Origin of the sequence: Rhodopseudomonas sp. BR0G17, assembly GCF_010907025.1 — a bacterium.
GTDB classification, from domain to species: Bacteria; Pseudomonadota; Alphaproteobacteria; order Rhizobiales; family Xanthobacteraceae; genus Rhodopseudomonas; species Rhodopseudomonas palustris_H.
The window spans coordinates 93,754-119,106 of record NZ_QUML01000015.1 but is presented as its reverse complement, the minus strand read 5'-3'; the positions used below and the strand labels follow the sequence as shown (position 1 = coordinate 119,106).

Annotated in this window: 21 protein-coding genes and 1 pseudogene; 13 read left to right on the top strand and 9 right to left on the bottom strand. The window is 65.1% G+C overall.

Features of this window, described 5'->3' with window-relative positions; all coding sequences use genetic code 11:
• Window positions 1-36: 36 nt before the first annotated feature.
• Window positions 37-1,839, bottom strand: a complete 1,803-nt coding sequence (locus DY467_RS13975) for an ABC transporter ATP-binding protein (RefSeq protein ID WP_164636796.1) — start codon at window positions 1,837-1,839, stop codon at window positions 37-39.
• Window positions 1,840-1,960: 121 nt separating this feature from the next.
• Window positions 1,961-2,974 carry a UDP-glucose 4-epimerase GalE gene (gene galE / locus DY467_RS13970; RefSeq protein ID WP_164636793.1) on the bottom strand — a complete coding sequence of 338 codons (1,014 nt, stop codon included), beginning with the start codon at window positions 2,972-2,974 and terminating at the stop codon, window positions 1,961-1,963.
• Between the two features lie 182 nt (window positions 2,975-3,156).
• On the opposite strand from galE, the gene waaC reads away from it, so the two are divergent.
• Entirely contained in the window at window positions 3,157-4,101 is a 945-nt protein-coding gene (gene waaC / locus DY467_RS13965) for a lipopolysaccharide heptosyltransferase I (RefSeq protein WP_164636791.1), read from the top strand.
• Here the strand turns inward: waaC and DY467_RS13960 are convergent.
• From DY467_RS13960 to waaF, 3 genes are all read right to left on the bottom strand, one after another.
• Complete coding sequence (locus DY467_RS13960; RefSeq protein WP_164636788.1) at window positions 4,098-4,640, bottom strand: HAD family hydrolase; 543 nt, start codon at window positions 4,638-4,640, stop codon at window positions 4,098-4,100. The genes waaC and DY467_RS13960 overlap by 4 nt on opposite strands.
• Complete coding sequence (locus tag DY467_RS13955; RefSeq protein ID WP_164636786.1) at window positions 4,637-5,224, bottom strand: D-sedoheptulose 7-phosphate isomerase; 588 nt, start codon at window positions 5,222-5,224, stop codon at window positions 4,637-4,639. Before DY467_RS13955 ends, DY467_RS13960 begins: the two co-directional genes overlap by 4 nt.
• Before the next feature lie 69 nt (window positions 5,225-5,293).
• Window positions 5,294-6,370 (bottom strand): lipopolysaccharide heptosyltransferase II, encoded by a 1,077-nt coding sequence (waaF, locus tag DY467_RS13950; RefSeq protein ID WP_164636783.1) that lies wholly within the window; start codon window positions 6,368-6,370, stop codon window positions 5,294-5,296.
• 183 nt (window positions 6,371-6,553) lie between these two features.
• Here waaF and rfaD point away from each other — a divergent pair, with 183 nt between their 5' ends.
• Genes rfaD through DY467_RS13935 form a run of 3 tightly spaced genes read left to right on the top strand, consistent with a single transcriptional unit; the run spans window position 6,554 to window position 10,985 of the window.
• Window positions 6,554-7,534, top strand: coding sequence for an ADP-glyceromanno-heptose 6-epimerase (gene rfaD, locus DY467_RS13945; protein WP_164636780.1), 981 nt, complete (start codon window positions 6,554-6,556; stop codon window positions 7,532-7,534).
• Window positions 7,535-7,558: 24 nt separating this feature from the next.
• Window positions 7,559-9,028, top strand: a complete 1,470-nt coding sequence (gene rfaE1 / locus DY467_RS13940) for a D-glycero-beta-D-manno-heptose-7-phosphate kinase (RefSeq protein ID WP_164636777.1) — start codon at window positions 7,559-7,561, stop codon at window positions 9,026-9,028.
• Between the two features lie 31 nt (window positions 9,029-9,059).
• Window positions 9,060-10,985, top strand: coding sequence for a polysaccharide biosynthesis protein (locus DY467_RS13935; RefSeq protein ID WP_164636774.1), 1,926 nt, complete (start codon window positions 9,060-9,062; stop codon window positions 10,983-10,985).
• Window positions 10,986-11,005: 20 nt separating this feature from the next.
• Here DY467_RS13935 and DY467_RS13930 read toward each other — a convergent pair whose 3' ends face one another.
• Window positions 11,006-12,004 (bottom strand): MraY family glycosyltransferase, encoded by a 999-nt coding sequence (locus tag DY467_RS13930; protein ID WP_164636771.1) that lies wholly within the window; start codon window positions 12,002-12,004, stop codon window positions 11,006-11,008.
• Between the two features lie 57 nt (window positions 12,005-12,061).
• On the bottom strand, window positions 12,062-13,021 hold the full coding sequence (locus tag DY467_RS13925) for a lysylphosphatidylglycerol synthase transmembrane domain-containing protein (RefSeq protein WP_164636768.1): 960 nt from the start codon (window positions 13,019-13,021) through the stop codon (window positions 12,062-12,064).
• Window positions 13,022-13,224: 203 nt separating this feature from the next.
• On the opposite strand from DY467_RS13925, the pseudogene DY467_RS26525 reads away from it, so the two are divergent.
• The 4 genes and pseudogenes from DY467_RS26525 to murJ all read left to right on the top strand — a co-directional run.
• Window positions 13,225-13,383 (top strand): annotated as a pseudogene (locus DY467_RS26525) (UDP-glucuronate 5-epimerase); the annotation flags it as partial.
• 151 nt (window positions 13,384-13,534) lie between these two features.
• A complete protein-coding gene (locus tag DY467_RS13920; protein WP_107356659.1) occupies window positions 13,535-14,530 on the top strand; it encodes a Gfo/Idh/MocA family protein in 996 nt (331 codons plus the stop codon).
• A gap of 55 nt (window positions 14,531-14,585) precedes the next feature.
• A complete protein-coding gene (locus DY467_RS13915) occupies window positions 14,586-15,737 on the top strand; it encodes a DegT/DnrJ/EryC1/StrS family aminotransferase (protein ID WP_164636766.1) in 1,152 nt (383 codons plus the stop codon).
• 205 nt (window positions 15,738-15,942) lie between these two features.
• Window positions 15,943-17,472: a murein biosynthesis integral membrane protein MurJ gene (gene murJ / locus DY467_RS13910; RefSeq protein ID WP_164636763.1), complete on the top strand. Its 1,530-nt coding sequence runs from the start codon at window positions 15,943-15,945 to the stop codon at window positions 17,470-17,472.
• Here murJ and DY467_RS13905 read toward each other — a convergent pair whose 3' ends face one another.
• Window positions 17,473-19,278 carry a carbamoyltransferase family protein gene (locus DY467_RS13905; RefSeq protein WP_164636761.1) on the bottom strand — a complete coding sequence of 602 codons (1,806 nt, stop codon included), beginning with the start codon at window positions 19,276-19,278 and terminating at the stop codon, window positions 17,473-17,475.
• A gap of 425 nt (window positions 19,279-19,703) precedes the next feature.
• Here DY467_RS13905 and DY467_RS13900 point away from each other — a divergent pair, with 425 nt between their 5' ends.
• The 4 genes from DY467_RS13900 (at window position 19,704) to DY467_RS13885 (ending at window position 24,087) form a co-directional block, all read left to right on the top strand.
• The gene (locus DY467_RS13900; RefSeq protein ID WP_107345668.1) at window positions 19,704-19,997 is read left to right on the top strand and encodes a hypothetical protein; all 294 of its coding nucleotides are present in this window, start codon (window positions 19,704-19,706) and stop codon (window positions 19,995-19,997) included.
• 243 nt (window positions 19,998-20,240) lie between these two features.
• Window positions 20,241-22,562 (top strand): xanthine dehydrogenase family protein molybdopterin-binding subunit, encoded by a 2,322-nt coding sequence (locus DY467_RS13895; RefSeq protein ID WP_164636758.1) that lies wholly within the window; start codon window positions 20,241-20,243, stop codon window positions 22,560-22,562.
• A gap of 111 nt (window positions 22,563-22,673) precedes the next feature.
• Window positions 22,674-23,123: a c-type cytochrome gene (locus tag DY467_RS13890; protein ID WP_164636755.1), complete on the top strand. Its 450-nt coding sequence runs from the start codon at window positions 22,674-22,676 to the stop codon at window positions 23,121-23,123.
• Window positions 23,124-23,157: 34 nt separating this feature from the next.
• Entirely contained in the window at window positions 23,158-24,087 is a 930-nt protein-coding gene (locus DY467_RS13885; protein WP_164636752.1) for a c-type cytochrome, read from the top strand.
• Between the two features lie 7 nt (window positions 24,088-24,094).
• Here DY467_RS13885 and DY467_RS13880 read toward each other — a convergent pair whose 3' ends face one another.
• Window positions 24,095-24,340, bottom strand: a complete 246-nt coding sequence (locus DY467_RS13880) for an Lrp/AsnC ligand binding domain-containing protein (protein ID WP_107345664.1) — start codon at window positions 24,338-24,340, stop codon at window positions 24,095-24,097.
• A gap of 138 nt (window positions 24,341-24,478) precedes the next feature.
• Between DY467_RS13880 and thiD the strand changes: the two genes are divergently transcribed.
• Window positions 24,479-25,279 carry a bifunctional hydroxymethylpyrimidine kinase/phosphomethylpyrimidine kinase gene (gene thiD / locus DY467_RS13875; protein ID WP_164636749.1) on the top strand — a complete coding sequence of 267 codons (801 nt, stop codon included), beginning with the start codon at window positions 24,479-24,481 and terminating at the stop codon, window positions 25,277-25,279.
• Window positions 25,280-25,353 lie beyond the last annotated feature (74 nt).

Genomic DNA, 25,353 nt, shown 5'->3' with positions numbered 1-25,353 from the left:
AGATGGGTATAAGAGACAGGATCAGGTCCGGTCAGGTTAGGCGGTGGCGGCGGCCGGCGCCAGTGGCGCGGTGTGGCGCTGCTGCAGCCGGAAGAACGAGGCATAGCGTCCGCCACGGCGCAGCAGGTCGTCATGGCGGCCCTGCTCGACGATCTCGCCGGCCTCGACCACCAGGATGGAATCGGCATGCATGATGGTGTGCAGCCGGTGCGCGATCACGATGGTGGTGCGGCCGCGGGCGAGATGATCGATCGCCTCCTGCACCAGCTTTTCCGATTCGGAGTCGAGCGCCGCAGTGGCTTCGTCGAGCAGCACGATCGGCGCGTCGCGCAGCAGCGCGCGGGCGACCGCGATGCGCTGGCGCTGACCGCCCGACAGTTGCGCGCCGTGCTCGCCGACCGGAGTGTCGTAGCCGAGCGGGAAGCTCATGATGAAGTCGTGCGCGCAGGCGGCCTTGGCGGCGGCGACGATCTCGTCGTCGGTGGCGCCGAGCTTGCCGAACGCGATGTTGGCGCGGACGGTGTCGCGGAACAGATAGACGTCCTGGCCGACATAGGCGGTCTGCTGCCGCAACGATTCGCGCGAGATGGTCGCGGTCGACTGTCCGTCGATGCGGATCTCGCCCGATTGCACTTCGTACAGCCGCAGCAGCAGCGCCAGCACCGTCGATTTGCCGCCGCCGGACGGACCGACCAGCGCGGTCGTCTGGCCGGGCTCGGCGACGAAGCTCATCGCGTTCAGCACCGGCTCGTCGGGGCGATAGGCGAATGAGACGTGGTCGAACTCGACCCGCGCCTTGGTGAGTTGCAGGGCCGGCTTGTGACTATCGTCCGGCTCGCTCGGCGGGCTGTCGATGATCTCGAGCAGCATCCGGGCGCCGACCAGACCGCTGTTGAGTTCGATGTTGAGCCGCGCCAGCCGCTTGGCCGGCTCGTAGGCGAGCAGGAACGCGGTCAGGAACGAGAAGAACTCGCCGGGCGTCGCGCCGGTCGCGACCACGCGGTAGCCGCCATACATCAGCGACGCCGCCACCGCGAAGCCGCCGAGCGTTTCCATCAGCGGGCTGGAGCGGTTCGACACCTTCGCCATCTTGTCGGCGTTGGCCTGCACCGCGGCGATGTTGGCGTCGATCCGGTCGCTCATGGTCTTTTCGAGCGAGAACGCCTTCACGGTGCGGATGCCTTGCAGCGATTCCTGCATCGTCTCGAGAATCTGCGCGTTGCCGGTGAACTGCGTCAGCGCCAAGCCCTTCACGCGCTTCACCAGCTTGCGCACCACGAACGCTGCCGGAGGTGCGACTAACAGGCCGAACAGCGCCATGAACGGATCCTGCACCACCATCACGATCACCAGACCGATCAGGGACAGGAAATCGCGGCCGATCGCGTTGATCAGCAGGTTGAGCACTTCGGTAACGGAGTTGGCGCCGGCGGTGAGGCGGGCGAGGAATTCGGACGAATGCCGCTGCGAGAAAAAGCCGATGCTCTCGCTCATCAGCTTGTGGAACATCCGCCGCTGATTGTTGGCAAGGATCGCGTTCTTGATCTGGGTGAGGATCACCGACTGGCCGTAGGTCGCGGCGCCCTTCAGGCTGAACACCACAAGCGTGACGACCGACCAGAACATGATGCCCTGCAGGTCGCGATCGACATAGGCCTGGTTGATCACCTTGCCGAGCAGGAAGGCAGAACCGGATGTCGCGGCCGCAGCGATCGCCATCAGGCCGAAGGCGAGCGCGTAGCGCCGCCAATAGGCTGCGGCCTGTTCCATCACCAGGCGGCGGATCAGCTGCCACGCGCCATACGGGTCGTCAGTGATCTTGCGTGGGGCTTCGGTCATTCCCGCATTCCATCGACGGCGTCGGACAAGGGTCGCGCGCGAGGAAGGCGTGCGTCTCGGCGGAGTCCTTGCCCCCGATGGGCCGGATTTTCAAGCCAAAACGGCGGAACCAGAGGCGTTGTCAGGCCGGAATCGCTTGCAATTCAACCGCTTGGCGCTGGCGCAGCAGCTTTTCCTCCCAAGCCAAAGCGTGAGCCGCGATGGTGTCGAGATCGTCGTAACGCGGGGTCCAATCCAGCGTGCGGAGGATTCGGCTGGTGTCGGCGACCATCGTCATGATGTCGCCGGGCCGGCGCGGTGCCGCGGCAACGGCGAAGTTGCGCCCCGCGACGCGCTTCACCGCATTGATGGTTTCGAACACCGAATAGCCGTGGCCGTAGCCGCAGTTCAGCGTCACCGGACCGCCGCCCGCGCGCAAGTAACCGAGCGCGGCGCCGTGCGCTTCGGCGAGATCGGTGACGTGAATGAAGTCGCGAATGCAACTGCCGTCCGGCGTCGGATAGTCGGTGCCGTAGACGTCGATCCGGCTGCGCTGCCCGGTCGCAGCTTCCACGGCAATTTTCAACAGATGCGTGGCGCCCACGGTGGCAAGCCCGATCCGGCCCAGCGGGTCGGCGCCCGCGACGTTGAAGTAGCGCAGCGCCACGTAGTTGAGGCCGTAGGCTTCCGCCGCGTCATGCAACATGATCTCGGTCATCAGCTTGGAGCGGCCATAGGGCGACAGCGGCCGCGTCGGCGCGTCTTCGCCGACCGGAATGCGGTCCGGGTTGCCGTACACCGCTGCGGTCGAGGAGAAGATCAAGTTCCTGACCCCGCGCCGCGTTGCGGCGGCGAGCAGATTGCGCGACGTCGAGGTGTTGTTGCGATAATAGCCGAGCGGATCGCGCATCGAGTCCGAGACGATCACCGAGCCTGCGAAATGGATGATGGCATCGACGCGATGCGAGGCGATCACGCCGTCGACCAGATTTTCGTCGCCGGCATCGCCGATGAACAGCGGAACGCCTTCGGGCAGGAACTGCGAAAAGCCGGTGGAGAGATTGTCGATCACCACCACGCTTTCGCCGGCCTCGACCAGCGCCAGAACCGTGTGGCTTCCGATGTAACCGGCGCCGCCGGTGACGAGTACGGTCATCGTGGTTTCCGTCCAAGGTGCTGGTTCGTCTCGCGCATTTGCGCCAGCCTGTCGACAAACAATGGAATTGCGGTATAGCGGGGCCGCCTCAGCGGCGAATTGCCAGCGTTTTTGCCGGGGATTCGACTCTATGGTTGTCAATCCTGTAACGAGGACCGCGCAATTGCGGGCCTTTTGCGTCAATGTCGGACATCCTCATCATCAAGACCTCTTCCCTCGGCGACGTGGTGCATCAGATGCCCGCGGTCACCGACGCTGCGCGCGCGCTGCCGGGCCTGCGGATGAGCTGGGTGGTGGAGGAGGCGTTCGCGCCGCTGGCGCGGTTGCATCCCTCCGTGAGCGAGGTGATCCCGGTGGCGACGCGGCGCTGGCGGTCGCATCTGGCGAGCCGTGCCACCTGGCGTGAGATCGGCGATTTCAACACCCGCTTGCGCGAGCCCGAGTTCGACAAGGTGATCGACACCCAGGGCCTGATCCGTTCGGCGATCATCGCCCGGCTCGCGCAGGGCGAGCGCCATGGCTACGACGCGCAGAGCATCCGCGAGCCGCTGGCCTCGCGGTTCTACGACGTCCGCCACAGCGTCAGCCGGTCGCTGCACGCGGTGGCGCGCAACCGCGCCCTTACTGCGCTGTCGCTGGGCTATCAGCCGGCGGACGAAATCGACTACGGGCTGATCAAGCCGGCGCGTGGCGCTGATGCCCCGTATGCGTTGCTGCTGCACGGTACCTCGCGCGTGTCGAAGGAATGGCGCGCCGAGGATTGGATCGAGATCGGCCGCTGGCTGCAGGGCCGCGGGCTCCAACCGGTGCTGCCGTGGGGCACCGATACCGAGCGGCGGACCGCCGAACGGCTGTCGAGCGCGATTCCCGGAAGTCGCGTGCTGCCGCGTCAGCCGCTCGATCTCACTGCCGGCGTGATCGCCGGCGCCACGTTCGTGGTCGGCGTCGATACCGGCTTGCTGCATCTGGCCGCCGCGTATCGGGTGCCGCTGGTCGGGATCTATGTTGCGACTGATCCGGGACTGACAGGCCCGGTCGGGAGCGGTCCGCTGCGAGTGCTCGGCGGCAAAAGCGGTGGCCCCTCGACGCGGCAGGCGATCGAGGTGGCTGAGCAGCTGCTCGGTTAGTTGGATGCAGCGGCGCGCCGCATCTCGATCAGCACCTGTTTGACGAAGCCGTCGATGTCTTCGCCTTCGAAGCGAAACCCGGGAATGCCGGCAGCCTGCGCGGCTTCGACATCACTTGCGCTGTCGCCGATCACGAAGCTGCGGGTCATGTCGACCGGCCAAGCCTTGGCGAGATCCAGGATCATGCCGGGGCCCGGCTTGCGATGCTCGCATGGGACCCGATAGGCATCGATCGTTCCTTCGACATGATGCGGGCAGAACCGGATATCGTCGATCTGCGCGCCTTGTGCCTGCAATTCATCCTGCATCCAGCGATGCAAAGTACGGACGTCGTCCTCACTGAACATGCCGCGGGCGACGCCGGACTGGTTGGTGATGATGAAGACGTAGTAGCCGGCGGCGTTGAGCTGCCGGATCGCCGCGGCGATGCCAGGCATCCAGCGCAAGCGTTCGCGCGTGCCGACATAGTGATCGTTGTAGTTGATGACGCCGTCGCGATCGAGGAAGGCGGCGGGACGGCGCGGCGTGGACGCGGTCATGGCGCCGGCTTGCCCAGCACGACTTCAATCTCGTCGCAGATCGCATGCGCGGCCATCAGATGAATCTGCTGAACCAGCGCGGTTTCGGGGGCAGGCGCAATCAGAAGATGATCGCACAGCGTGCCCATCGATCCGCCGCTCGGGCCGGTCATGCCGACGGTGACGAGGCCGCGTTGGCGTGCGACTTCGAGGGCCGCGAGGATGTTCGGCGAGCGGCCGGAGGTGGTGATGCCGATGAAGACATCGCCGGGTTGCCCGAGTCCTTCGACCTGCCGGGCGAACACGCGCTCGAAGCCATAGTCGTTGGCGATTGCCGTGAGCGCCGAAGTGTCGGTGGTCAGCGCCACTGCCGGCCAGGCGGCGCGGTCACGCTTGTAGCGGCCAATGATCTCCGCGGCGATGTGCTGGGCATCGGCGGCACTGCCGCCATTGCCGGCGAGCAGAATCTTGCGACCCTGCTGCAGTGCCTTGATCGATGCCGCAGCGATCGCCCGCGATGCGGCCAGCAGCGCTGCATCGCCGGCGGCAGCAGTCATCGCGGCAAGCGAGAGCTGGAAATGGGCGGCGATCTTGTCCTGACTCACGTCACACCTGAAGGCTGAAACTGAAGGCTCTGGTAAAGCCCAGGGCCGGGTCCGGCGCAAGCCAAGGGCTCAGACCGCCGGTGCGATGCCGGCGGCCTGCAGCGCGCGCAGCGCCGCGGCGGTCACGTCCTCGACCGCGATGTCGCGCATGCAGCGGTGATGTTGCATCCGGCAGACCGGCTTGTGGCAGGGTCGGCAGGGGATATCCCCAGGCGCCTGGATCACCGTCTCGATCGGGTTGAGCGGGGCATAATGCCAGGGGCTGGTCGGTCCGAAGATGCCGATGGTTCGGCTGCCAATCGCAGCGGAGACGTGGAGCAGGCCAGAATCGTTGGAGATCACCAGATCGGCCGCCGCCAGCGCCAGGATGCCGTTGCGCAGGTCTGTGCCGGTGAGATCGCGGACGTGCGGGCCGCCAGCCGCGACGATCTCCTGCGCCTTGGCGGTTTCGCCGGGGCCGCCGACCACCCAGACCTCAAAACCGCGGTCGGCCAGCGCCTTGCCGGCCTCGACGTAGTAGCTCCAGCGCTTCGCCGGCCCGACGGCGCCGGGCGCGAGCGCCACCACGGTCCGGCCGTGCAGACCGTTGGCCTGCCGCCAGGCCACAATCTCGGCTTCCGGCACCTGAAGCTGCGGCTCGGGCCAGTCTAGCGGCAGTTCCGGCAGCGGCGGCAGCGCCAGCGCGGCGCAGCGGTCGATCATCCGCGGCAACGCCTTCTCGCCGCGCCGCCAGTCATTGAGCAGGCCGAAACGGACCTCGCCGATGAAGCCGGTGCGTTTCGGAATACCGGCAAGCCAGGGTGCGATGGTCGATTTGAAGGTACGCGGCATCACCACCGAGGCGCCGTAGCCCTGCTGCCGCAGCTTCGCCGCCAGCGCCCGCTCTTCAGACAGCGAGATCTTGCTGCGCGGCAGGTCCCAGACGATGCCCTGGCGTACCCCGGGCATGTAGTCGACCAGCGGCGCGCACAGCGTGGTGGTGAGGACGTCGACCGGCCGGTTCGGCCAGCGGTCCTTCAGGACCCGCACCACGGTGTGGCAGCGCACGAAATCGCCGATCCACATATACGGGACCAGCAGCACCGGGCTGGTCTCGTTGCGGTCCGGCGCAGTCTCCAGGCTGGCTTTGAGTGATTCGTAATTCATCGCTTGTTCTGTTGCCCTGCCTAGCAGGGGCTGATCGGCCCAGCCGGTTAGCGCCTACGGCGGCCCGCGTCCAGCCGGCATTTCGCGCCGAGCCCATTCCGCATTCACAGCAATTCAGGGTTGAAGTTGCCTGCCCGGGCGGAGTGGGGCAAAGGTGGCCGCGCAAATCGAGGCGGAGAAGTCATGCTGCTGGTCACCGGGGGCGCCGGGTTCATCGGATCGAATCTGGTCGCGGCGCTGAACGAGGCCGGGCGGGCCGACGTCGCTGTGTCCGACTTTCTCGGCCATGACGGCAAGTGGAGGAACCTCGCCAAGCGGCAGCTGGCCGATTTCGTGCCGCCGGCGGAACTCGCCGACTGGCTGAAAGGCCGCAAGCTCGACGCGGTTTTCCACATGGGGGCGATCTCCGCGACCACCGCCACCGATGGTGACATGGTGATGGAGAGCAATTTCCGACTGTCGCTGCGGCTGCTGGACTGGTGTACCGAGACCGGCACGCCGCTGATCTACGCCTCGTCGGCGGCGACCTATGGCGACGGCGAACACGGGTTCGACGATGATTTCTCGCTGGCCGCGCTGAAACAGCTGCGGCCGATGAACCTATATGGCTGGAGCAAGCATCTGTTCGACCTGGTGGTCGCCGAGCGCGCCGCCAAAGGCCACAAGCTGCCGCCGCAATGGGCCGGCCTGAAGTTCTTCAACGTGTTCGGGCCGAACGAATATCACAAGGACACCATGGCCAGCGTGCTGGCGCGGCGGTTCGACGACATCAAGTCCGGCCGGGTGGTCCAGCTGTTCAAGTCGCACCGTGACGGCATTGCCGACGGCGACCAGCGCCGCGACTTCATCTATGTCGACGACGTGGTGCGGGTGATGATGTGGTTGTTCGCTTCGCCCAGCGTCAGCGGCATCTTCAACGTCGGCACCAGCCATGCCCGGAGCTTCCGCGACCTGATCCTGGCCGCCTATGCGGCGCTCGGCACGCCGCCGCAGATCGAGTACATCGACATGCCGGAACAGATTCGCGGCAGCTATCAATATTTCACCCAGAGCGAGGGCGACCGGCTGCGTGCCGCTGGCTACAACGGCGGATTCACCCCGCTCGAAGAAGCAGTCACGTCTTACGTCACTGGTTACCTCGACCGCAGCGATCGCTTCCGCTGATCGCACGCAACCGTTTGGATTCGGATGTTCAGCTTCGACGCCTTGCTGCAAGCGATCGCTCGTCAGACCGTTCTGTGCGTCGGCGATCTGATGCTCGACGAGTTCGTCTATGGCGAGGTGTCGCGGATATCCCCGGAAGCTCCGGCACCGGTGATCGCGGTTCAACGCAGCGAGACCAACATCGGCGGCGCCGGCAACGTCGCTCGCAATATCGCGGCGATCGGCGCGCGCTGTATCTTCGTCGGCTTGATCGGTGATGACGCTACAGGGCGTTTTTTGGAATCCGAGCTAGGCAGCGAGCCGCGGATCGAGCCGGTGCTGGTCCGTGATGCCTCGCGGCCGACGACCCGGAAAGTGCGGTTCGTCTCCGACCACTTTTCGACCCATATGCTGCGAGCCGATTGGGAGACGGCGGCGCCGGCCGCTACGGACGTCGAGCAGCGCCTGCTCGATGCGATCCTGCCGCAGCTTGCCCGTGCCGACATCGTGCTCTTGTCCGACTATGCCAAAGGCGTGCTGACGGCGCGGGTCATTCGCGACACGATCGATGCCGCTAAAAAACTCGGCAAGCGGGTGATCGTCGATCCGAAAAGCGCCAACTTCGCAATCTATCGCGGCGCCACGCTGCTGACGCCGAACCGCAAGGAATTTACCGCGGCGACGCGAAGCGCAGCAGCGACCGATGACGAGATTGCCACGGCGGCTCAGGACGCGATGGCGCTCGCCGAATGTGAGGCGATGCTGGTGACCAAGAGCGAGCACGGCATGACGCTGGTGCCGCGCGGGGGCGAACCGATTCACGTGCCGGCGCTGCCGGTAAAGGTGCGCGACGTCTCCGGCGCCGGCGATACGGTGGCGGCTGTGCTAGCGGTGGTGTTGGCTTCCGGGGCGAACTGGGCAACCGCGATGCGGGCGGCGAGTGCGGCTGCGGCGGTGGCGGTCAGCAAGAACGGCACTGCAGTGGTGACGCCGGCCGAACTGCGCCGGCGCATCCTGCCGCACGCCTCGCTGGCGGCGGAAGAGAAGATCATCGGCAGCGATGCGGAGCTCGACGAACGGCTGAAGCAGTGGCGCCGCGAAGGCCTTCGGGTCGGGTTCACCAACGGCTGCTTCGACATTCTGCACCCGGGCCACGTCAAGGTGTTGACCGCAGCGCGCGGTGCCTGCGACCGTCTGATCGTCGGGCTGAACAGCGACGCCTCGGTGCGCCGCCTGAAGGGCGAGAGCCGGCCGGTGCAGCACGAACGCGCCCGCGCCGAGGTGCTGGCCGCGCTCGAAGCCGTCGACCTGGTGGCGATCTTTGAAGAAGATACCCCGCTGCGGCTGATCACGCTGATCGAGCCGAGCGTGCTGGTCAAAGGCGGCGACTACACCCGCGAGCAGGTGGTGGGCCACGAGATCGTTACGGCCAAGGGCGGCGACGTGCTGCTGGTCGACGTGCTGCCGGGTTTCAGCACCACTTCGCTGGTGGCGCGGGCGCGCGAGGGGCAATAATTATTCATACTATCTGATTGCAGGGCGAGCGATGTTGGCACCTATTTCTTCGTTTTCGTATCGGAATTGGCTGATCGCTGCCCACGATGCCTTGGCTACCGCAGCGGCAGTCCTTCTCAGTTTCTATCTTCGGTTCGATGGCGAGAATCTGGTCGATCGTCTGCCGCTGTTGCTGAACGTTCTGCCCTACTTCGTCTTCTTCAGTTTCTTTGTTTGCTATGTTTTTCAGCTCACCACGACCAAGTGGCGTTTCATCTCGATTCCTGACCTGCTCAACATTTTGAGGGCAGCGACCACTTTGACAGTTGCACTTCTCGTGCTTGACTACATTTTTCTTGCGCCGAATATCTACGGTGCGTTCTTCCTCGGGAAAACCACGATCGTTTTGTATTGGTTTCTTGAGGTATTCTTCCTCGCAGGTTCCCGCCTCGCTTATCGCTACTTCCGCTACACCCGCACACGAAACAAGGCTCGCCGGATGGATGCGGCGCCGACGCTATTGGTCGGCCGGGCTGCTGATGCCGAGGTGTTTCTGCGAGGTATTGAAAGTGGAGCGGTCAACAGACTTTGGGCGGTCGGCATTCTGTCCCCCGCGTCATCAGATCGTGGGCAGTCGATCCGCAGCATTCCCGTGCTTGGTGGGCTCGACGATTTGGCAGATGTCGTGGAGGACTTCGCTGGTCGAAATAAGCCGATTCGCCATGTGGTGATGACGCCGTCAGCTTTTGAGAAAGACGCAGAGCCCGAGGCGATCTTGATAAAGGCGCGCAAGCTGGGGCTGACAGTCAGTCGGTTGCCTTCGCTTGAAGAAAGTCGCGATGCACCGCGTTTGGCACCGGTTGCTGTGGAGGACCTTCTTCTGCGGCCCAGTGTAAATATTGACTATACTAGGCTGGAGGGACTGCTTCGCGGAAAAGCGATAGCTGTCACGGGCGGCGGGGGATCGATTGGGCACGAAATGTGCGACCGTGTCGCCACCTTTGGTGCCGCCCGGTTGCTGGTAATCGAGCATTCGGAACCCGCGCTTTACGCTGCAACCGAAGCCTTGGCTGCCCGGGCGAGCAGCACAAAAATCGAGGGCCGGATCGCAGACATCCGCGATCGCGCGCGTATATTTCAGCTGTTCAACGATTTCAAACCCGACCTAGTGTTCCACGCCGCGGCGCTGAAGCATGTGCCGATCCTCGAACGCGACTGGGGCGAAGGCGTCAAGACCAACATTTTCGGCTCGGTCAACGTTGCCGACGCGGCGCGCGCCGCTGGCGCCGAGGCGATGGTGATGATTTCGACCGACAAGGCGATCGAGCCGGTGTCGATGCTCGGCCTCACTAAGCGGTTCGCCGAACTGTATTGCCAGGCGCTCGATCGTGAACTCACCACTTCTCCGGGTGACAAGCCGGCAATGCGGCTGATCTCGGTGCGGTTCGGCAACGTGCTGGCGTCGAACGGCTCGGTTGTGCCGAAGTTCAAGGCGCAGATCGAAGCCGGTGGACCGGTGACAGTGACGCACCCGGACATGGTGCGCTACTTCATGACCATCCGCGAGGCCTGCGACCTTGTCATCACTGCTGCGACCCACGCTCTTAGGTCAAAGCATGCCGACGCGTCTGTGTTCGTGCTGAGCATGGGCCAGCCGGTGAAGATCGTCGAACTGGCAGAACGGATGATCCGGCTGTCGGGTCTGCAGCCCGGTTACGACATCGAGATCGTGTTCACCGGCGTCCGACCGGGTGAACGGTTGCACGAAATTCTGTTCGCCGAGCACGAGCCGACCACCGAAATCGGCGTTCCCGGCATCATGGCCGCGTGTCCGAACGAGTTGCCTCTCCAGACGCTGCGCCAGGGACTCGCCGCACTCGAGACGGCGATTTCGGCAGGCCGCCAGGATGACGTTGTGGCGATCTTGAAGGGGGCGGTACCTGAATTTCGAACCGAGCCGACTTCGCCTGCGCGGTAGCGAATATCGTGGCTGACGCGTCACGCTTTGCGACGTGCAAACCGCATTAACAGCGCCGCGACCACCGTGGCGCCGACGGCAAGCAGCACACCATCGGCGGCGATGGACTTCAGCGCGATCGATAATCCGGCGAGCAACGCCAACGCTAGGTTTGTCAGGAAGACAAGGCTCGTGACTTCGCGTACTGAAAAGCCGTTGTCGGTGGCTCGCTGATAAAAATGGGACCGGTGCGCCAGCCAAAACGGTTCGCGCCGCAGCATTCGCCGCAACAACGTCAGGGTACTGTCGGCGAGATAGTATAGCGGTAGGAGCAGTGCCGCGGTGACATGCCCTTGCAAGGCGAGCTGCAGCAGGCACCAGCCGAGCAGAAGGCCGATCGGCAGACTGCCGACGTCGCCGAGAAAGACTTTGGCGGAGCCTGGCCGGTTGAATGGAGCAAAACCCAGGAGCGCTCCACCGAGCGCCGCGGCAAGCAGAATCGGCGAAAGCGTCAGCGCGCCCAGCAAGCCGAACACTACCAGGGCGGCCGTGACCGGCAAGCCTTCGGCAACCGTCATCCAGTCGAGTCCGTCCATGAAGTTGACGAGGTTGACGAACCACAACCCGCCGATCAGCAATGCCGCGCGTTCGAACCACAGCGGCAGGACAGGGATGATCTGCTGGTCGGCGGGCAGCGTGAGCACGACCGCCCCGACGCACAGCGCCTGCAGCGCAAAGCGTGGCAGCACAGGGATCGGTCGGATGTCGTCAATCGCACCAACGATGGCAATGATGATGGCTGCGGCAAACAAAGGCAGTAGCGCCGGCGTGGTCGTGCCGAGAGCCAAGGTCGTGACGACCAATGTTGCGGCGATGACGGCAATTCCGGCACCCTGCGGCGTTGGGATCTTGTGCGACGAGCGCGCGTTCGGGCGGGCCAGCGCGTAGCGGGCCAACAGCGGCATCAGCACCCAGGTGAGCACGGCACATCCGACCGCTGCGGACATGAACACGAACAGCGCGACCAAGTTCGTCCCCATTAGTCGTTGAGCCTGACGCTGAAAAACATCCTGTCGCCCGTGGCGCTGCGCATCGCGCTATTCCGGAACTTCGATCGGCGCATCGCCCTTGGCGGCTTTTTCGGCGCTCATGATCCAGATCAGACCACCGATTCCTCCGACGACGAAGTAAACGGCACCGAACAGCAATGACACCGCGACGCCGTCACTGGGGTTGAGGCCGGCATAGCCGAACGCCAATCCCATGCTGGCTTCGCGTACGCCCCAGCCGGCGATCGAGATCGGGATCATGGTGATCAGCATGATCGGCGGGACCAGCTCAAACAGCTGCACGAAGCTGCTCGGCGATTCGATCGCCCGAGCCACGCACCAGGCGATCACCACCGCGAGAACTGGAATGATCAACGAGGTGGCGACGAGGATCGCTGCGCTTTTCGGAGTCGACAGAACCTTGAGGGCGACTTCAGAGCAGCCGCGCATATGGCGGGTGGCCCAGATCCGGTCGAGCAGACCGAACCGCAGAAACGGCAAGGCCAGGAACACGACGCCCGCGCCGAGCGCGGCAAAATCCAGCAGCATCAGTCCGAGACGCCCGTCGGCATTGTCGATCAATCGCAGCGTCCACGGCAGCGTCACGAAGATGATCGCCGACAACGCGATCAATCCGGTCGCCCGATCGACGAACACCGAATAGGTGGCGGCGCGCCAGCCGGCACCGGCCCTCGCCAGCAGCCAGACACGCACGGCGTCACCGCCGATCGCGGAAGGCAATGTCTGATTGAAGAACGAGCCGATCATCGCGTAGCGCATCGATCGACCCGTGGTCAGCGGTGCTTCGCAGCACGCACCGATCGCGCGCCAGCGCACGGCGTTGACGAACAGTTGGAAGATCGTTGCAGCGACGGCGGCTGCCAGCCAGCCCAAGCTCGTCGCATCGATCCGTGCAGCGAGGGCGGCAAAATCGGTCTTTCGGAGCGCCAGATACAAGAGCGCCGCCGAAACCAAGATCTTGGCTGCTGAAAGCAGAAACCGGCGCATGAGAGATCGCTGGGTCGGAAGTTAACAGGTCGTCAAGAGCGAGCGGCGCCCGGCCATCACGAAAGTCGCTGCCTTGGTAGGGACTTGGGTCCGATCTGGCAATAGCGGCTCCTTGCCCTCTGCCGCTGGGGGCGCAGCTGGCTGAACAGCCACACATTGGATCGTGATAGCGGAAGCGAGATGCCGGCCGGGCGATAGCCGCGCTCGGCCGGCCTGCCGTCAAGGAGATGCTGCCGATGCAGCCGGGCGACGTGCCGGCGACGTTTGCGGATGTCGAAGCCCTGGTCCGGGACGTCGGCTTCCGGCCTTCGACCCGGATCGAGGATGGGGTCCGCGCTTTCGTGACCTGGTTTCGCGACTACCCCGGGTGTAGTTTCCTGCGTCTAATTCGCAGCTTTGACGTTTCGTGTAATCAATTGAATCAAAACGTGTTTGGGTAGGTTTCCCGAACGTTCGCCACATCTGTGGCCGCGTGCTAGGAAGCCGCACCTTCAATTTCCAAGGCGCGATGCCATGACTTCCAGCACTGAAACGGCCAAGACCCCCTCACTCCGGATCGGCGTCATCGGCGCCGGAGTGATGGGAACCAACCACGGCCGGGTGCTGGCGGGACTGCCGGGAGTGACGCTGGTTGGGATCGTCGATCCGATGCCCGAGCATCGCGACCGCGCGATCGAGCTGATCGGCTGTAAGACCTTCGCAACGCTCGACGAATTGCTCCTCGCCGGGGTTGACGCGGTGACCATCGCGGCCCCCACCCACCTGCACCATGAAGTGGCGCTGACCTGCATCGGTCGCGGTATTCACGTGTTGGTCGAGAAGCCGATCGCCTCGACGGTGGCCGAAGGCCGCGAGATCGTCGCCGCCGCCGAGAAGGCTGGTGTCACGCTGATGGTCGGCCATGTCGAGCGCTTCAATCCGGCCGTTGCGGCGATCAAGCAGGCGATTCGCGACGAGGACATCCTGTCGATCGGCATCACCCGGGTCGGCCCGTTCCCGCCACGGATGTCCAATGTCGGCGTCGTCATCGACCTCGCGGTCCACGACATCGACCTGATCCGCTGGTTCACCGACTCGGAAATCACCGAGGTGCAGCCGCAGCTCTCCAGCGCCATCGCCGAGCGCGAGGACATCGCGCTGCTGCAATTCCGCACTGCCTCGGGCGTGCTCGCGCACATCAACACCAACTGGCTGACGCCGTTCAAGGCACGCACCGTGACGGTTGCGACCCGCGGCAAATACGTGATGGGCGATCTGCTGACCCGTCAGGTCACCGAATGCTTCGGCTTCAAGGCCGACGGCAGCTATTCGATGCGCCATCTGCCGGTCGGCCACGACGAGCCGCTGCGCGCCGAACTGATCGGCTTCATCAATGCGGTTCGCGCCAAGCTGCCGCCGCCGGTCACCGGCGAGGAGGGCGTCGCCAGCCTCGAAATCGCGATCAAGTGCCTCGATCAGCCGGCCCGGCCCGCAGCGAGCGCGACGGCGCCCCGCCGCGCCGCCGGCTAGACCGACTTAGCGACCCTTCTCAGCGCTTTCCCGTCATCCGAACCCGGCAGGACCCATGAATCAGCATCTCCGCAACGACCCGGTGCCCTTCATTGACGTCGGCGCTCAGCGCCGCAGGTTGGGGGCCGGTATCGACGAGGCGGTCGGCAAGGTGCTGAACCACTGCCAATTCCTCAATGGTCCGGAAGTGATCGAGCTGGAGGCCAAGCTCGCCGCCTTTGCCGGTGCGCGTCACGTCGTGACCTGCTCCAGCGGCACCGATGCGCTGTTGATGGTGCTGATGGCCAAGGGCATCGGTCCTGGCGACGCGGTGCTCTGTCCGTCGTTCACGTTCTGCGCAACCGGTGAAGCCGTGGCGCTGACCGGCGCGACGCCGCTGTTCGTCGATGTCGACGAGGTCACGTTCAACATCGACATCGCCTCGCTGAAGCGCGGCATCGGCACCGCCAAAAAGCTCGGCTTGAAGCCGCGCGCGATCATTCCGGTCGATCTGTTCGGCCAGGCTGCCGATCACACCGCGGTCGGCGCGGTTGCGGCGGATGAGGGGCTGTTCGTGCTCGACGACGCGGCGCAGGGCTTCGGCGCCAGCCACCGCGGCAAGAAGCTCGGCAGCTTCGGCCTCGCCACCGCCACCAGCTTCTTTCCGGCCAAGCCGCTCGGCTGTTTCGGCGACGGCGGCGCGATCTTCACCGACGACACCGAATTCGCCGAAGCGCTGAAGAGCGTTCGTGTCCACGGCCAGGGCAGCGATAAATACGACAACGTCCGGCTCGGCCTCACCGGCCGGCTCGACACCATCCAGGCGGCGATCCTGCTGCAGAAGCTGTCGATCTTCGAGGACGAGATCGCCGGGCGCAACGTGGTGGCCGAGCGCTATTCGAAGGCGCTGGCGGATGTCGTCACCGTTCCGCGGCTCGCGGAGGACTGCACCTCGGTGTGGGCGCAGTACACTATTCGCCTGCCGCACGGCGTCGATCGCGATGGCTTTGCCGCAGCGCTGAAGGCGCAAGGCATCCCGACGGCGATCTACTATCCGAAGTCGATGCATCAGCAGACCGCATATCGCGGCTTCCCGGTTGCCGACGGCGGCCTGCCGGTGTGCGAGCGGCTGTCGCGTGACGTCATTGCGCTGCCGATGCACGCCTATCTTGATGCGCCGACGCAGGATCGCGTGATCCACGCGGTGCGCGGCGCGCTGGGGCGGTAAGGCACCGTCGTTCGGGTCGGGCACTGAGCCTCCCCGTCATTCCGGGGCGCTCGCGATAGCGAGCGAACCCTGAAACTCTGCCTTCACCACACCGGGATTCCGGGTTCGCGCCCTGACGGGCGCGCCCCGGAATGACTCCGGTGTGAGGGGACCGTAGCCAGCCATTCCTGTTTTGCGCTGTCGCGACTTCCTGTAGAAGCGCCTCATGCTCAAGCGTATCTTCACCGTCGGCGGCTTCACCCTGCTGTCGCGTCTGACCGGATTTGCCCGCGACATCATGCTGGCGGCGATCCTCGGCGCCGGTCCGGTGGCGGATGCGTTCTTCGTCGCGCTGCGACTGCCAAATCACTTCCGGGCGATCTTCGCCGAGGGCGCGTTCAACGCTGCCTTCGTGCCAGCCTATGCGCATGTCCACGGCGAGAAGGGCGAGGCTTCGGCGAAGCTGTTCGCCGACCGCATCTTCACGCTGCTGTTTCTGTCGCAGCTGGTGCTGCTCGCCGTCGCGCTGGCGTTCATGCCGCAGATGATGAGCATTCTGGCGCCGGGTTTCACCGACGATCCGGAGCAGCGCGCGCTGGCGATCGAGCTGACGCGGATCACCTTTCCTTATCTGCTGCTGATCACCCTGGTGACGCTGTACGGCGGTATCCTCAACGTGATGCAGCGCTTCGCCTCGGCGGCAGCGGCTTCGATTTTCCTCAACATCTCGATGATGGCGACGCTGGCGCTTGCCGCGTTCTTCCCGAGCGCCGGCCATGCCGCCGCCTGGGGCGTGCTGATCTCGGGCGTGCTGCAGTACTTTCTGCTCGCCGGCGACCTGTCGCTGCACGGCGGCCTGCCGCGGTTTTCCCGGCCGAAGCTCGATGAGGATGTCCGCGCGTTCTTCCGGGCGCTTGGCCCGGCGACGCTCGGCTCGATGGGCACGCAGCTTGCGCTGTTCGCCGACACGATCATTGCCACCTTCCTGCCGGCCGGCGCGCTGTCGGCACTGTACTATGCCGACCGGCTCAACCAATTGCCGATCGGCGTGATCGGGATTGCGATCGGCACCGTGCTGCTGCCGGAGATGTCGCGGCAGCTTACCGCAGGCGATGATGCTGGCGCCAAGGCGTCGCAGCGCCGCGCGTTCGAATTCACGCTGTTGTTCTCGGTGCCGTTCGTCGCCGCATTTCTCACCGTGCCGGACGAGATCATGCGGGCGATGTTCGCGCGCGGTGCCTTCACCCGCGCCGATGCGATCTCCGCCGGGACCACGCTCGCCGCCTATGCGATCGCGCTAATTCCGTTCGTTCTGATCCGTAGCGCGGTGGCCCCGTTCTATGCCCGCAAGGACACTGCGACTCCGGTGAAGGCGGCGCTGACCGGCGTCGCCACCAATGTCGTGCTGAAATTCGCCCTGATGGGCTCGCTGGCGCAGGTCGGTCTGGCGCTCGCGACCGCTGCAGGCGCCTGGATCAATCTGCTGCTGGTGATCTTCTTCTCGGTGCGTGCCGGTTACCTGGAGTTCGATCGCGAACTGGTGCGCGCGATCCTGAAGTTCGGCATCATCGGCGTGCTGCTCGGCGCCGCGTTGTGGCTGACCGCCTGGTTCGCGCCGCCGTATCTCGCATTGCTGCCAGCGCTGCGCAGCGAAGCCGCGCTGGCACTGTTGATCGCGGTCGGCGCCGTCACCTACGGCGCCGCGATCCTGATCCTGTTCGGACCGCGTTGGATCAAGCGCCTGCTGCGCGGCTGATCAAGCCGCGGTGGTCGACCGCACCAGGTTGGTGACGTCCGAATACACCTGCAGCACCGGATTGATGAAGCGGTGCGCCTTGTTCTTCGACACGATGGTGTCGTGCATTACCAGATGGTCGATTCCCGTGGTGAGGAAGCAGGCCATCGCGTCGCGCGGCGTCTCGACGATCGGCTCGCCCTTGATGTTGAACGAGGTGTTGACCAGTACCGGCACGCCGGTCAGCGCTTCGAACTCTTTCAGGATGTAATAGAGGTCGGGCGCGGTCTCTTCGTCCACCGTCTGCACGCGGGCGGAGCCGTCGACGTGGACCACGGCCGGAATCTTGTCCCGCCATGCCGGGGCCACCGGTTTGGCCATCAGCATGAACGGCGAGTCGCCCTTGCCCTCGAAGATCTCGTCCGCGCGCTCCTTCAGGACGATCGGCGCGAACGGGCGGAACGGCTGGCGATGCTTCACGCGGCTGTTGAGAATGTCCTTCATCTCGGCCCTGCGCGGATCGGCCAGCAGGCTGCGATGGCCGAGCGCGCGGGGGCCGAATTCAGAGCGGCCCTGAAACCAGCCGATCACCTTCTGATCGGCGAGCAGCCGCGCGGTTTCCTTATAGACCTCGCTCGAGCGGACCACGTTGATCTGCGGCTTGACGAAGAAACGTTGGGTCGCTTCTTCGACTTCAGCATCCGCATAAGACCGGCCGACGTAAGCGTGCTTCATCTCGAAGCCGCGCTGTTTCTGCTGGATCGCCAGATGGCCGTAATAGGCACAGCCGATCGCGATGCCGTCGTCGCCGGCCGCGGGCTGGATCCAGACATTCTCGAAGCCCGCCTCGCGCGCGATCCGGCCGTTGGCGACGCAGTTGAGCGCGACGCCGCCGGCAATACACAGGTTCTTGGCGCCGGTGGTTTCGCGCAGCCAGCGTGCGCGCTCCAGCAGCACCCGCTCGGTGTCGTCCTGCACCCGCCAGGCGAGATCTTCCCAGTGCCGCATCGAAGGGCTGTCTTCCCACTTGCCGGGGCTGTCCATGATGTAGGGCTGATCCAGCTCCGGCGTCCAACGCGGCACGGTGAGCTTGTTATTCTCGAACTGCAGCATCGGCGGGATCGCGTCGGGGCGGCCGTAAGGTGCCAGCCCCATCAGCTCGCCGCATTTGTTCCAGTCGCCGAACACGTAGGTCGAGGCCCGGCTGTAGTACGCGCCGAGGCCGGGCATGTTGTAGAATTCGTCGCTGAGGAAACCGCGTTCCTGCTCCATCCAGACCTTCTTCAGGCACTCCAGCTTGGTGCCGCTGAATTTGTAGTAGCTCTCGGATTCGCGGGCGAGCGGCGAGGCGTCGTCGCCGGGAAACTGCTCGGCGACATCGGCCCGGTAGCTGCCGACGCCGTCGACGATCATCACCACGCCTTCTTCGAACGGACACGGCGCGAACGCGCTGTAGGCGTGCGCGAGGTGATGTGAGATCGTCGCCACCTTGTTGGTGTGATTGCGGAACAGCGGGTGACTGCGGGCGGTGCCGCGCTCGTGTTCGGGCAGGAAGCCGGGCATGTCCTGGAAGATCAGGCGGTCTTCCATCTCCGGCACCGGCAGGATGTAACAGTTGCGCACCACCAGATCGACGTCCGCCATGGTGATGCCTTCGGCGCTCAGGCAGTAGTCGACCACTTCCTTGTAGAAGCCGGAGGCGTGCTTCTCGCGGGTGATGCGCTCCTTGGCGATGCCGAACGCGATTTCGCCGTCACGCAGAAGGCAGGCGCTGACGTCGTGGTCGTAGGTGTTGAGGCCGAGGATGTAAGTGTGCTGACGGGACATGGGCTGCTTTGTTGTGCGCGGGGGCGGCGCGGGTGAGGCGAGGGTCGTCACCTGACAGTCGATCCGCACCGCGATGCGGTTCAGTTGAATGGCACTATAGCTGGACCAGTAAAGTTGGACATCGGTGAGACGCCAGCCGGAGCGTCGTGTTCCCCGAACGATCGGTCCGGCCCATGCGGCGCTGCACGCGAGAAAGCGGGCCTCGGCGTGGCTGGAACATCTCGGCCGCTTCGACGTTTGGCAGCATCTCGCCGCGTTCAGCGCCGATCGCGGCTTGACCAAAACCCTAGCTTGATCATAAGCTTGACCGCCGAGGCCGATCACGGGGGCGCATTGACCCCGCGCATTTGAACCGTCTTCCCGCACGACCCCACCAACAACGGGACCTGACGGTAACCTGCTCAACGACCGGGAGAACAATCCATATGGCTCAAACTGCTTCCAAGGCCCGCAAGGGATGGACGACGCGCGTTCTCGCCGCCGTCACGCTGACGGCGATTTACGGCTTCAGCCTCGTCGGAACCTCGGCGCTGTTCCTGACCGCAAGCACCGGCAAGGCTGAGGCCCAGCGCGGCCGCGGTCGCGGCCGTGGACGCGGCTATTACGGCCGTGGCCGTGGTTGGGGTCCTGGCTATTATCGCGGCCGTGGCCGTGGCTACTATCGTGGCTATGGCGGGTGTGTGTTCAATCCGGTTTATGGCCGGGTGATCTGCTACTAATTCGCCGCGGCGGGGCGGAGACGCCCCGACCTGCGTGAGCTTCCAAACAGGTGTATCGGGCAGCCGATGCACCTGTTTCTTTTTGCGCCGGGCGCGGGCGAGCGCGCTGCAGGCGCAAATGTGCAGATTGCTGCCACTGGGTTCATATTTCGGTGTTCGGTCGCAAAGCTCGCGCCGGCGCGTTTGCTCCTGTCATCGATCCGCTGCAAGATGCTTTCCAATCGCATCGGAGGTGACGGTCCCATGGCTCCAACCAAGTTGGCTCCCACCAAGTTCGGCGTCGGCCAGAGCGTGTTGCGCAAGGAGGACGATCCTCTGATTCGCGGCAAAGGCCGCTACACCGACGACGTTGCGCCGGCTTCGTCCGCTTACGCGCTGGTGCTGCGTTCGCCGCATGCCCATGCCACCTTCAAGCTCGAGGCGAGTGCGGCGCGCGGCCTCCCCGGCGTGCTGACGATCCTGACCGCGGATGACGTCGCCGGTCTCGGCGGTCTGCCGTGCCTGTTCAATCTGCCGGACAAGCCGTTCAAGGCGCCCGACTATCCGATCCTGGCGCGCGATGAGGTCCGCCATGTCGGCGATGCGATCGCCTTTGTGGTCGCCGATACGCTCGCGCATGCCCGCGACGCGCTGGAAGCGATCGCGGTGGAGTGGACGCCGCTGCCGGCCGTAGTTGGCGCCGCGCGCGCGGTCGAGCCCGGCGCGCCGGAGGTGTGGCCCGACCACGCCGGCAACGTGCTGTTCGATGCCGGCATCGGCGACAAGGCCGCGACCGACGAGGCGTTCGCCAAAGCGCATGCGGTCGCTGAAATCCGCATCGTCAACCCGCGCATCGTCACCAACTACATGGAGACCCGCGCGGCGGTCTGCGAATACGATGCCAAGCGCGATCACTTCACGCTGACGGTCGGCAGCCAGGGCAGTCACCGGCTGCGCGATATCCTGTGCCAGACCGTGCTGAAGATCCCGGTCGAGAAGATGCGGGTGATTTGTCCGGATGTCGGTGGCGGGTTCGGCACCAAGCTGTTTCCGTATCGCGAATACGCGCTGCTCGCGGTCGCCGCCAAGAAACTGCGCAAGACCGTGAAGTGGACCGCTGATCGCGGCGATCACTTCGTCGGCGACTCGCAAGGCCGCGACAATGTCACCACCGCGCGGATGGCACTGGCGGAAGACGGCAAATTTCTCGGCATGGATGTCGATCTGATCGGCGACGTCGGCGCCTATCTGTCGACCTTCGGCCCGTACATTCCTTACGGCGGCGCCGGCATGTTGCCGGGTCTGTACGACATTCAGGCGTTCCACTGCCGCATCCGCACCGTGTTCACTCACACCGTGCCGGTCGATGCCTACCGTGGCGCTGGACGTCCCGAAGCTGCTTACGTGGTCGAGCGTCTGGTCGATGCCTGCGCGCGCAAACTGTCGATGTCGCCGGATGCGATCCGGCGCAAGAACTTCATTCCGCCCCGCAAGCTCCCCTACAAGACCGCGACCGGAAAAGTGTACGACTCCGGCGACTTCGCCGCGCATCTGAAGCGCGCGATGGAGATCGGCGACTGGAAGGATTTCGCCAAGCGCGCCAAGGCGGCCAAGAAGCAGGGACTGGTGCGCGGCATCGGGCTCGCCTCATACGTCGAGGTCTGCGGCACCATGGGCGAGGAGACCGCCAAGGTGGTGCTCGATCCCGATGGCGACATCACCGTGCTGATCGGCACGCAGTCGAGCGGGCAAGGCCACCAGACCGCTTATGCGCAGATCGTCGCTGAGCAGTTTGGCGTGCCGCAGGAGCGGGTGCGCGTGGTGCAGGGCGACACCGACCGGATCGCCACCGGCCTCGGCACCGGCGGCTCGGCGTCGATCCCGTCCGGCGGCGTCAGCGTGCAGCGCGCCACCCATCAGCTCGGCGAGCAGCTCCGCGACATCGCGGCCGATGCGCTCGAGACCAGCGCCGCCGACCTCGAAATCAGCGACGGCACCATCCGGATCGCCGGCACCGACCGCTCGATCAGCTTCGCCGATCTCGCCAAGCGGCCCGGCGTCGATCCTGCCAAGCTCAACGCCAGCGCAACCTTCGCCAGCGCCGACGGCACCTATCCGAACGGCACGCATCTGGTCGAGATCGAGCTCGATCCGGCGACCGGCAAGATCAGGATCGTCAACTACGTGATCGTCGACGATTTCGGCGTGACGCTGAATCCGCTGCTGCTCGCTGGCCAGGTCCACGGCGGTACCATTCAGGGCATCGGTCAGGCGCTGATGGAGCAGGCTGTTTACAACGCCGAGGACGGCCAGCTCGTCACCGGTTCGTTCATGGACTACGCGCTGCCGCGCGCGGCCGATGGCGCGCCGATCACCTTCGAAACACACAACGTGCCGTGCGCCACCAATCCGATGGGCGTGAAGGGGGCGGGCGAGGCGGGGGCGATCGGCTCCTGCCCGGCGGTGATGAACGCGATCATCGACGCGCTGTGGCGCGAATACCGGATCGACCACATCGACATGCCGGCGACACCGGAGCGGGTGTGGATGGCGATCCGCGAACACGAGCGCCGCCACCGGCTGTAAAGCCGGGTCGATCGAACGAGACCTAATAGAGTGGCGTCAAGCCACCGCTGCGAAGGCCGCCGAACCGGCGGCCGGTGACGGAGTTGAAACAACCAAGCGGGAGGAATTGCGATGTTGCGAACTGTGATCGTGGCCGGAGCGGTGTTGCTGACGGCGACCGCCGTGATGGCGCAGCAGGATCTGGTCGATAAGACCCAGAAACTGATGAAGGACAACGGCCGGAACATGATGGTGCTCGGCGCCATGGCCAAGGGCGAGAAGCCCTACGATCAGGCCGCGGTCGATGCGGCGCTGAAGCAGTTCGACGAAACCGCCAAGGACCTCCCCAAGCTGTTCCCGGACAGCGCCAAGGGCCTGAAGCCGTTCGACAGCAAGTACAGCGCCTCGCCGAAGATCTGGACCGAGCGCGCCAAATTCGACGGCGAGATCTCCGACTTCGCCAAGGCGGTCGACGGCGCCAAGGGCAAGGTCAAGGACGTCGACACGCTGAAGGCCGCGATGCAGCCGATCGGCAAGGCATGCGGCAGCTGCCACGAGAACTTCCGCCAGAAGGAAGGCTAACGCGGCAAGCGCCGCCGGCAGCGGAGAATCGGCCGTGGCCAGGACACTCGGAGCCGTGATCGTGGTCGCGGCGATCATCGGCATCGCCGCATTCTGGTTGCTGACGATGCCGGCCACGGTGTCGGCTGACCGCCTGCCGCCGCGCACTGCCAACGTCGAGAACGGCCGCACCGCGTTCTACGCCGGCGGTTGCGCCGAGTGCCACGCCACGCCGAAGCAGGACGATCGCACCAGGCTTGGAGGCGGGCTGGGGCTGAAGTCGGAGTTCGGCACGTTCTACGTGCCGAACATCTCGCCTGATCCGAATGACGGTATCGGCAAATGGACCGAGGCGGATTTCGTCAGCGCGGTGATGCGGGGCACCGCGCCCGGCGGCGTGCATCTCTATCCGGCGTTTCCGTATCCGTCCTACGCACACGCGCGGCTCGACGACGTCCGCGATCTGTTCGCCTACATCAAGACGCTGCCGGCGGTGGCCGGGCGGGCTCCGCCGAACGACGTGCCGTTCCCGTTCAGCATCCGCCGCGCAGTCGGACTGTGGAAGCTGCTGTTCTTCGACGACACGCCGTTCACGCCCGATCCGGCGCAATCGGCGCAGTGGAATCGCGGCGCGTATCTGGTGAACAGCTTCGGCCATTGCGCCGAGTGCCATAGCCCGCGCAACGCGCTCGGAGGCATCGTCGCGGCACAGCGCTTTGCCGGCGGGCCCGATCCCGAGGGCAGGGGCTGGGTGCCGAACATCACCCAGAAGGGGCTCGGCGACTGGAGCGCCGGCGACATCGCCTATTTCCTGGAGACCGGTATGACGCCGGAAGGCGACAGTGCCGGCGGCTCGATGGCGCAGGTGATCCGCAACACCTCGCAACTCGGCAAGGATGACCGCGAGGCGATCGCGGCCTACATCAAGTCGCTGCCGCCGGTGCAAGGGCCGGTCCGGCCCCCGCGCAAAGCCAAGGCCGGATAACCGGCGATCACTTCGGGCCGAACGCCTTGAAGGTGATGATGGTGTGGGTGTCCTTGATGCCGGGGATCACCTGGACCTTGTCGGCGACGAAATGGCCGATATCGGTCGAGCGATCGACGTAGAATTTGACCAGCAGGTCGTAGTCGCCGGCGGTCGAATAGATCTCCGAGGCGATCTCGGCTTCGGCGATCGCGTTGGCGACGGCGTAAGACTGGCCGAGCTGGCATTTAATCTGGACGAAAAACGGCACCATCGCGGGTCTCTCCGGCAGCTTGATTTGCGCCATCAAGCCCAAAACACCCTGTCGGCGCAAGCTCTTGCCGCTGCGGCGTGGGCGCGCTACGACCGCGATCGGCTGCCGGTCCGCCCTCTTATTCAATCGAGCACGTTGATGGCCATTCCGATCGCACTCACCATCGCCGGCTCCGACTCCGGAGGCGGCGCCGGCATTCAGGCCGATCTCAAATCGTTTTCGGCGAACCGTGTCTATGGCGCCTCGGTGATCACCGCGCTGACGGCGCAGAACACCCGCGGCGTCACCGCGATCCATGATGTGCCGGCCGCGTTCGTCACCGCGCAGATCGATGCGGTGTTCAGCGATCTTGCAGTCGCCGCCACCAAGATCGGGATGGTGGCGCAGCGCGGCGTGATCGCCGCGATCGCCGACGGGCTCGATCGCTGGCACGCCGCCAATGTTGTTCTCGATCCGGTGATGGTCGCGACCTCCGGCGACCGGCTGATCGCCGACGACTGCGTCGAGGCGCTGCGCACCACGCTGATCCCGCGTGCCCGCCTCATCACGCCGAACCTGCCCGAAGCCGCCGCACTGCTCGACGAGCCGGTTGCCGCCGAGCCGGCCGAAATTGAACGCCAGGGACGGCGCCTACTCGCGCTCGGCTGCGAAGCGGTCCTGATCAAAGGTGGACACGGTACCGGGCCGACCAGCACCGATTACCTGTTCGTGGGAACCGAGGTGGAAGCGTTGGCCGCGCCGCGGATCATGACCAACAATACCCACGGTACCGGCTGCTCGCTGTCCTCCGCGATCGCCGCCAATCTCGCCAAAGGCCAGTCGTTGCAGGCTTCTGTAGCCGCCGCCAAGCAGTGGGTGAGTGCCGCCATCGCCGCGGCGGACAAGCTGTCGGTCGGGCACGGCCACGGTCCGATCCATCATTTCCACGGCTTCGACTAAGGCCCAAACCGGCCGACCGTGCGCTGTCGTCCAGTCGTCGTACTCCGCTGATAATCCGAATTCGTAAGTAATTT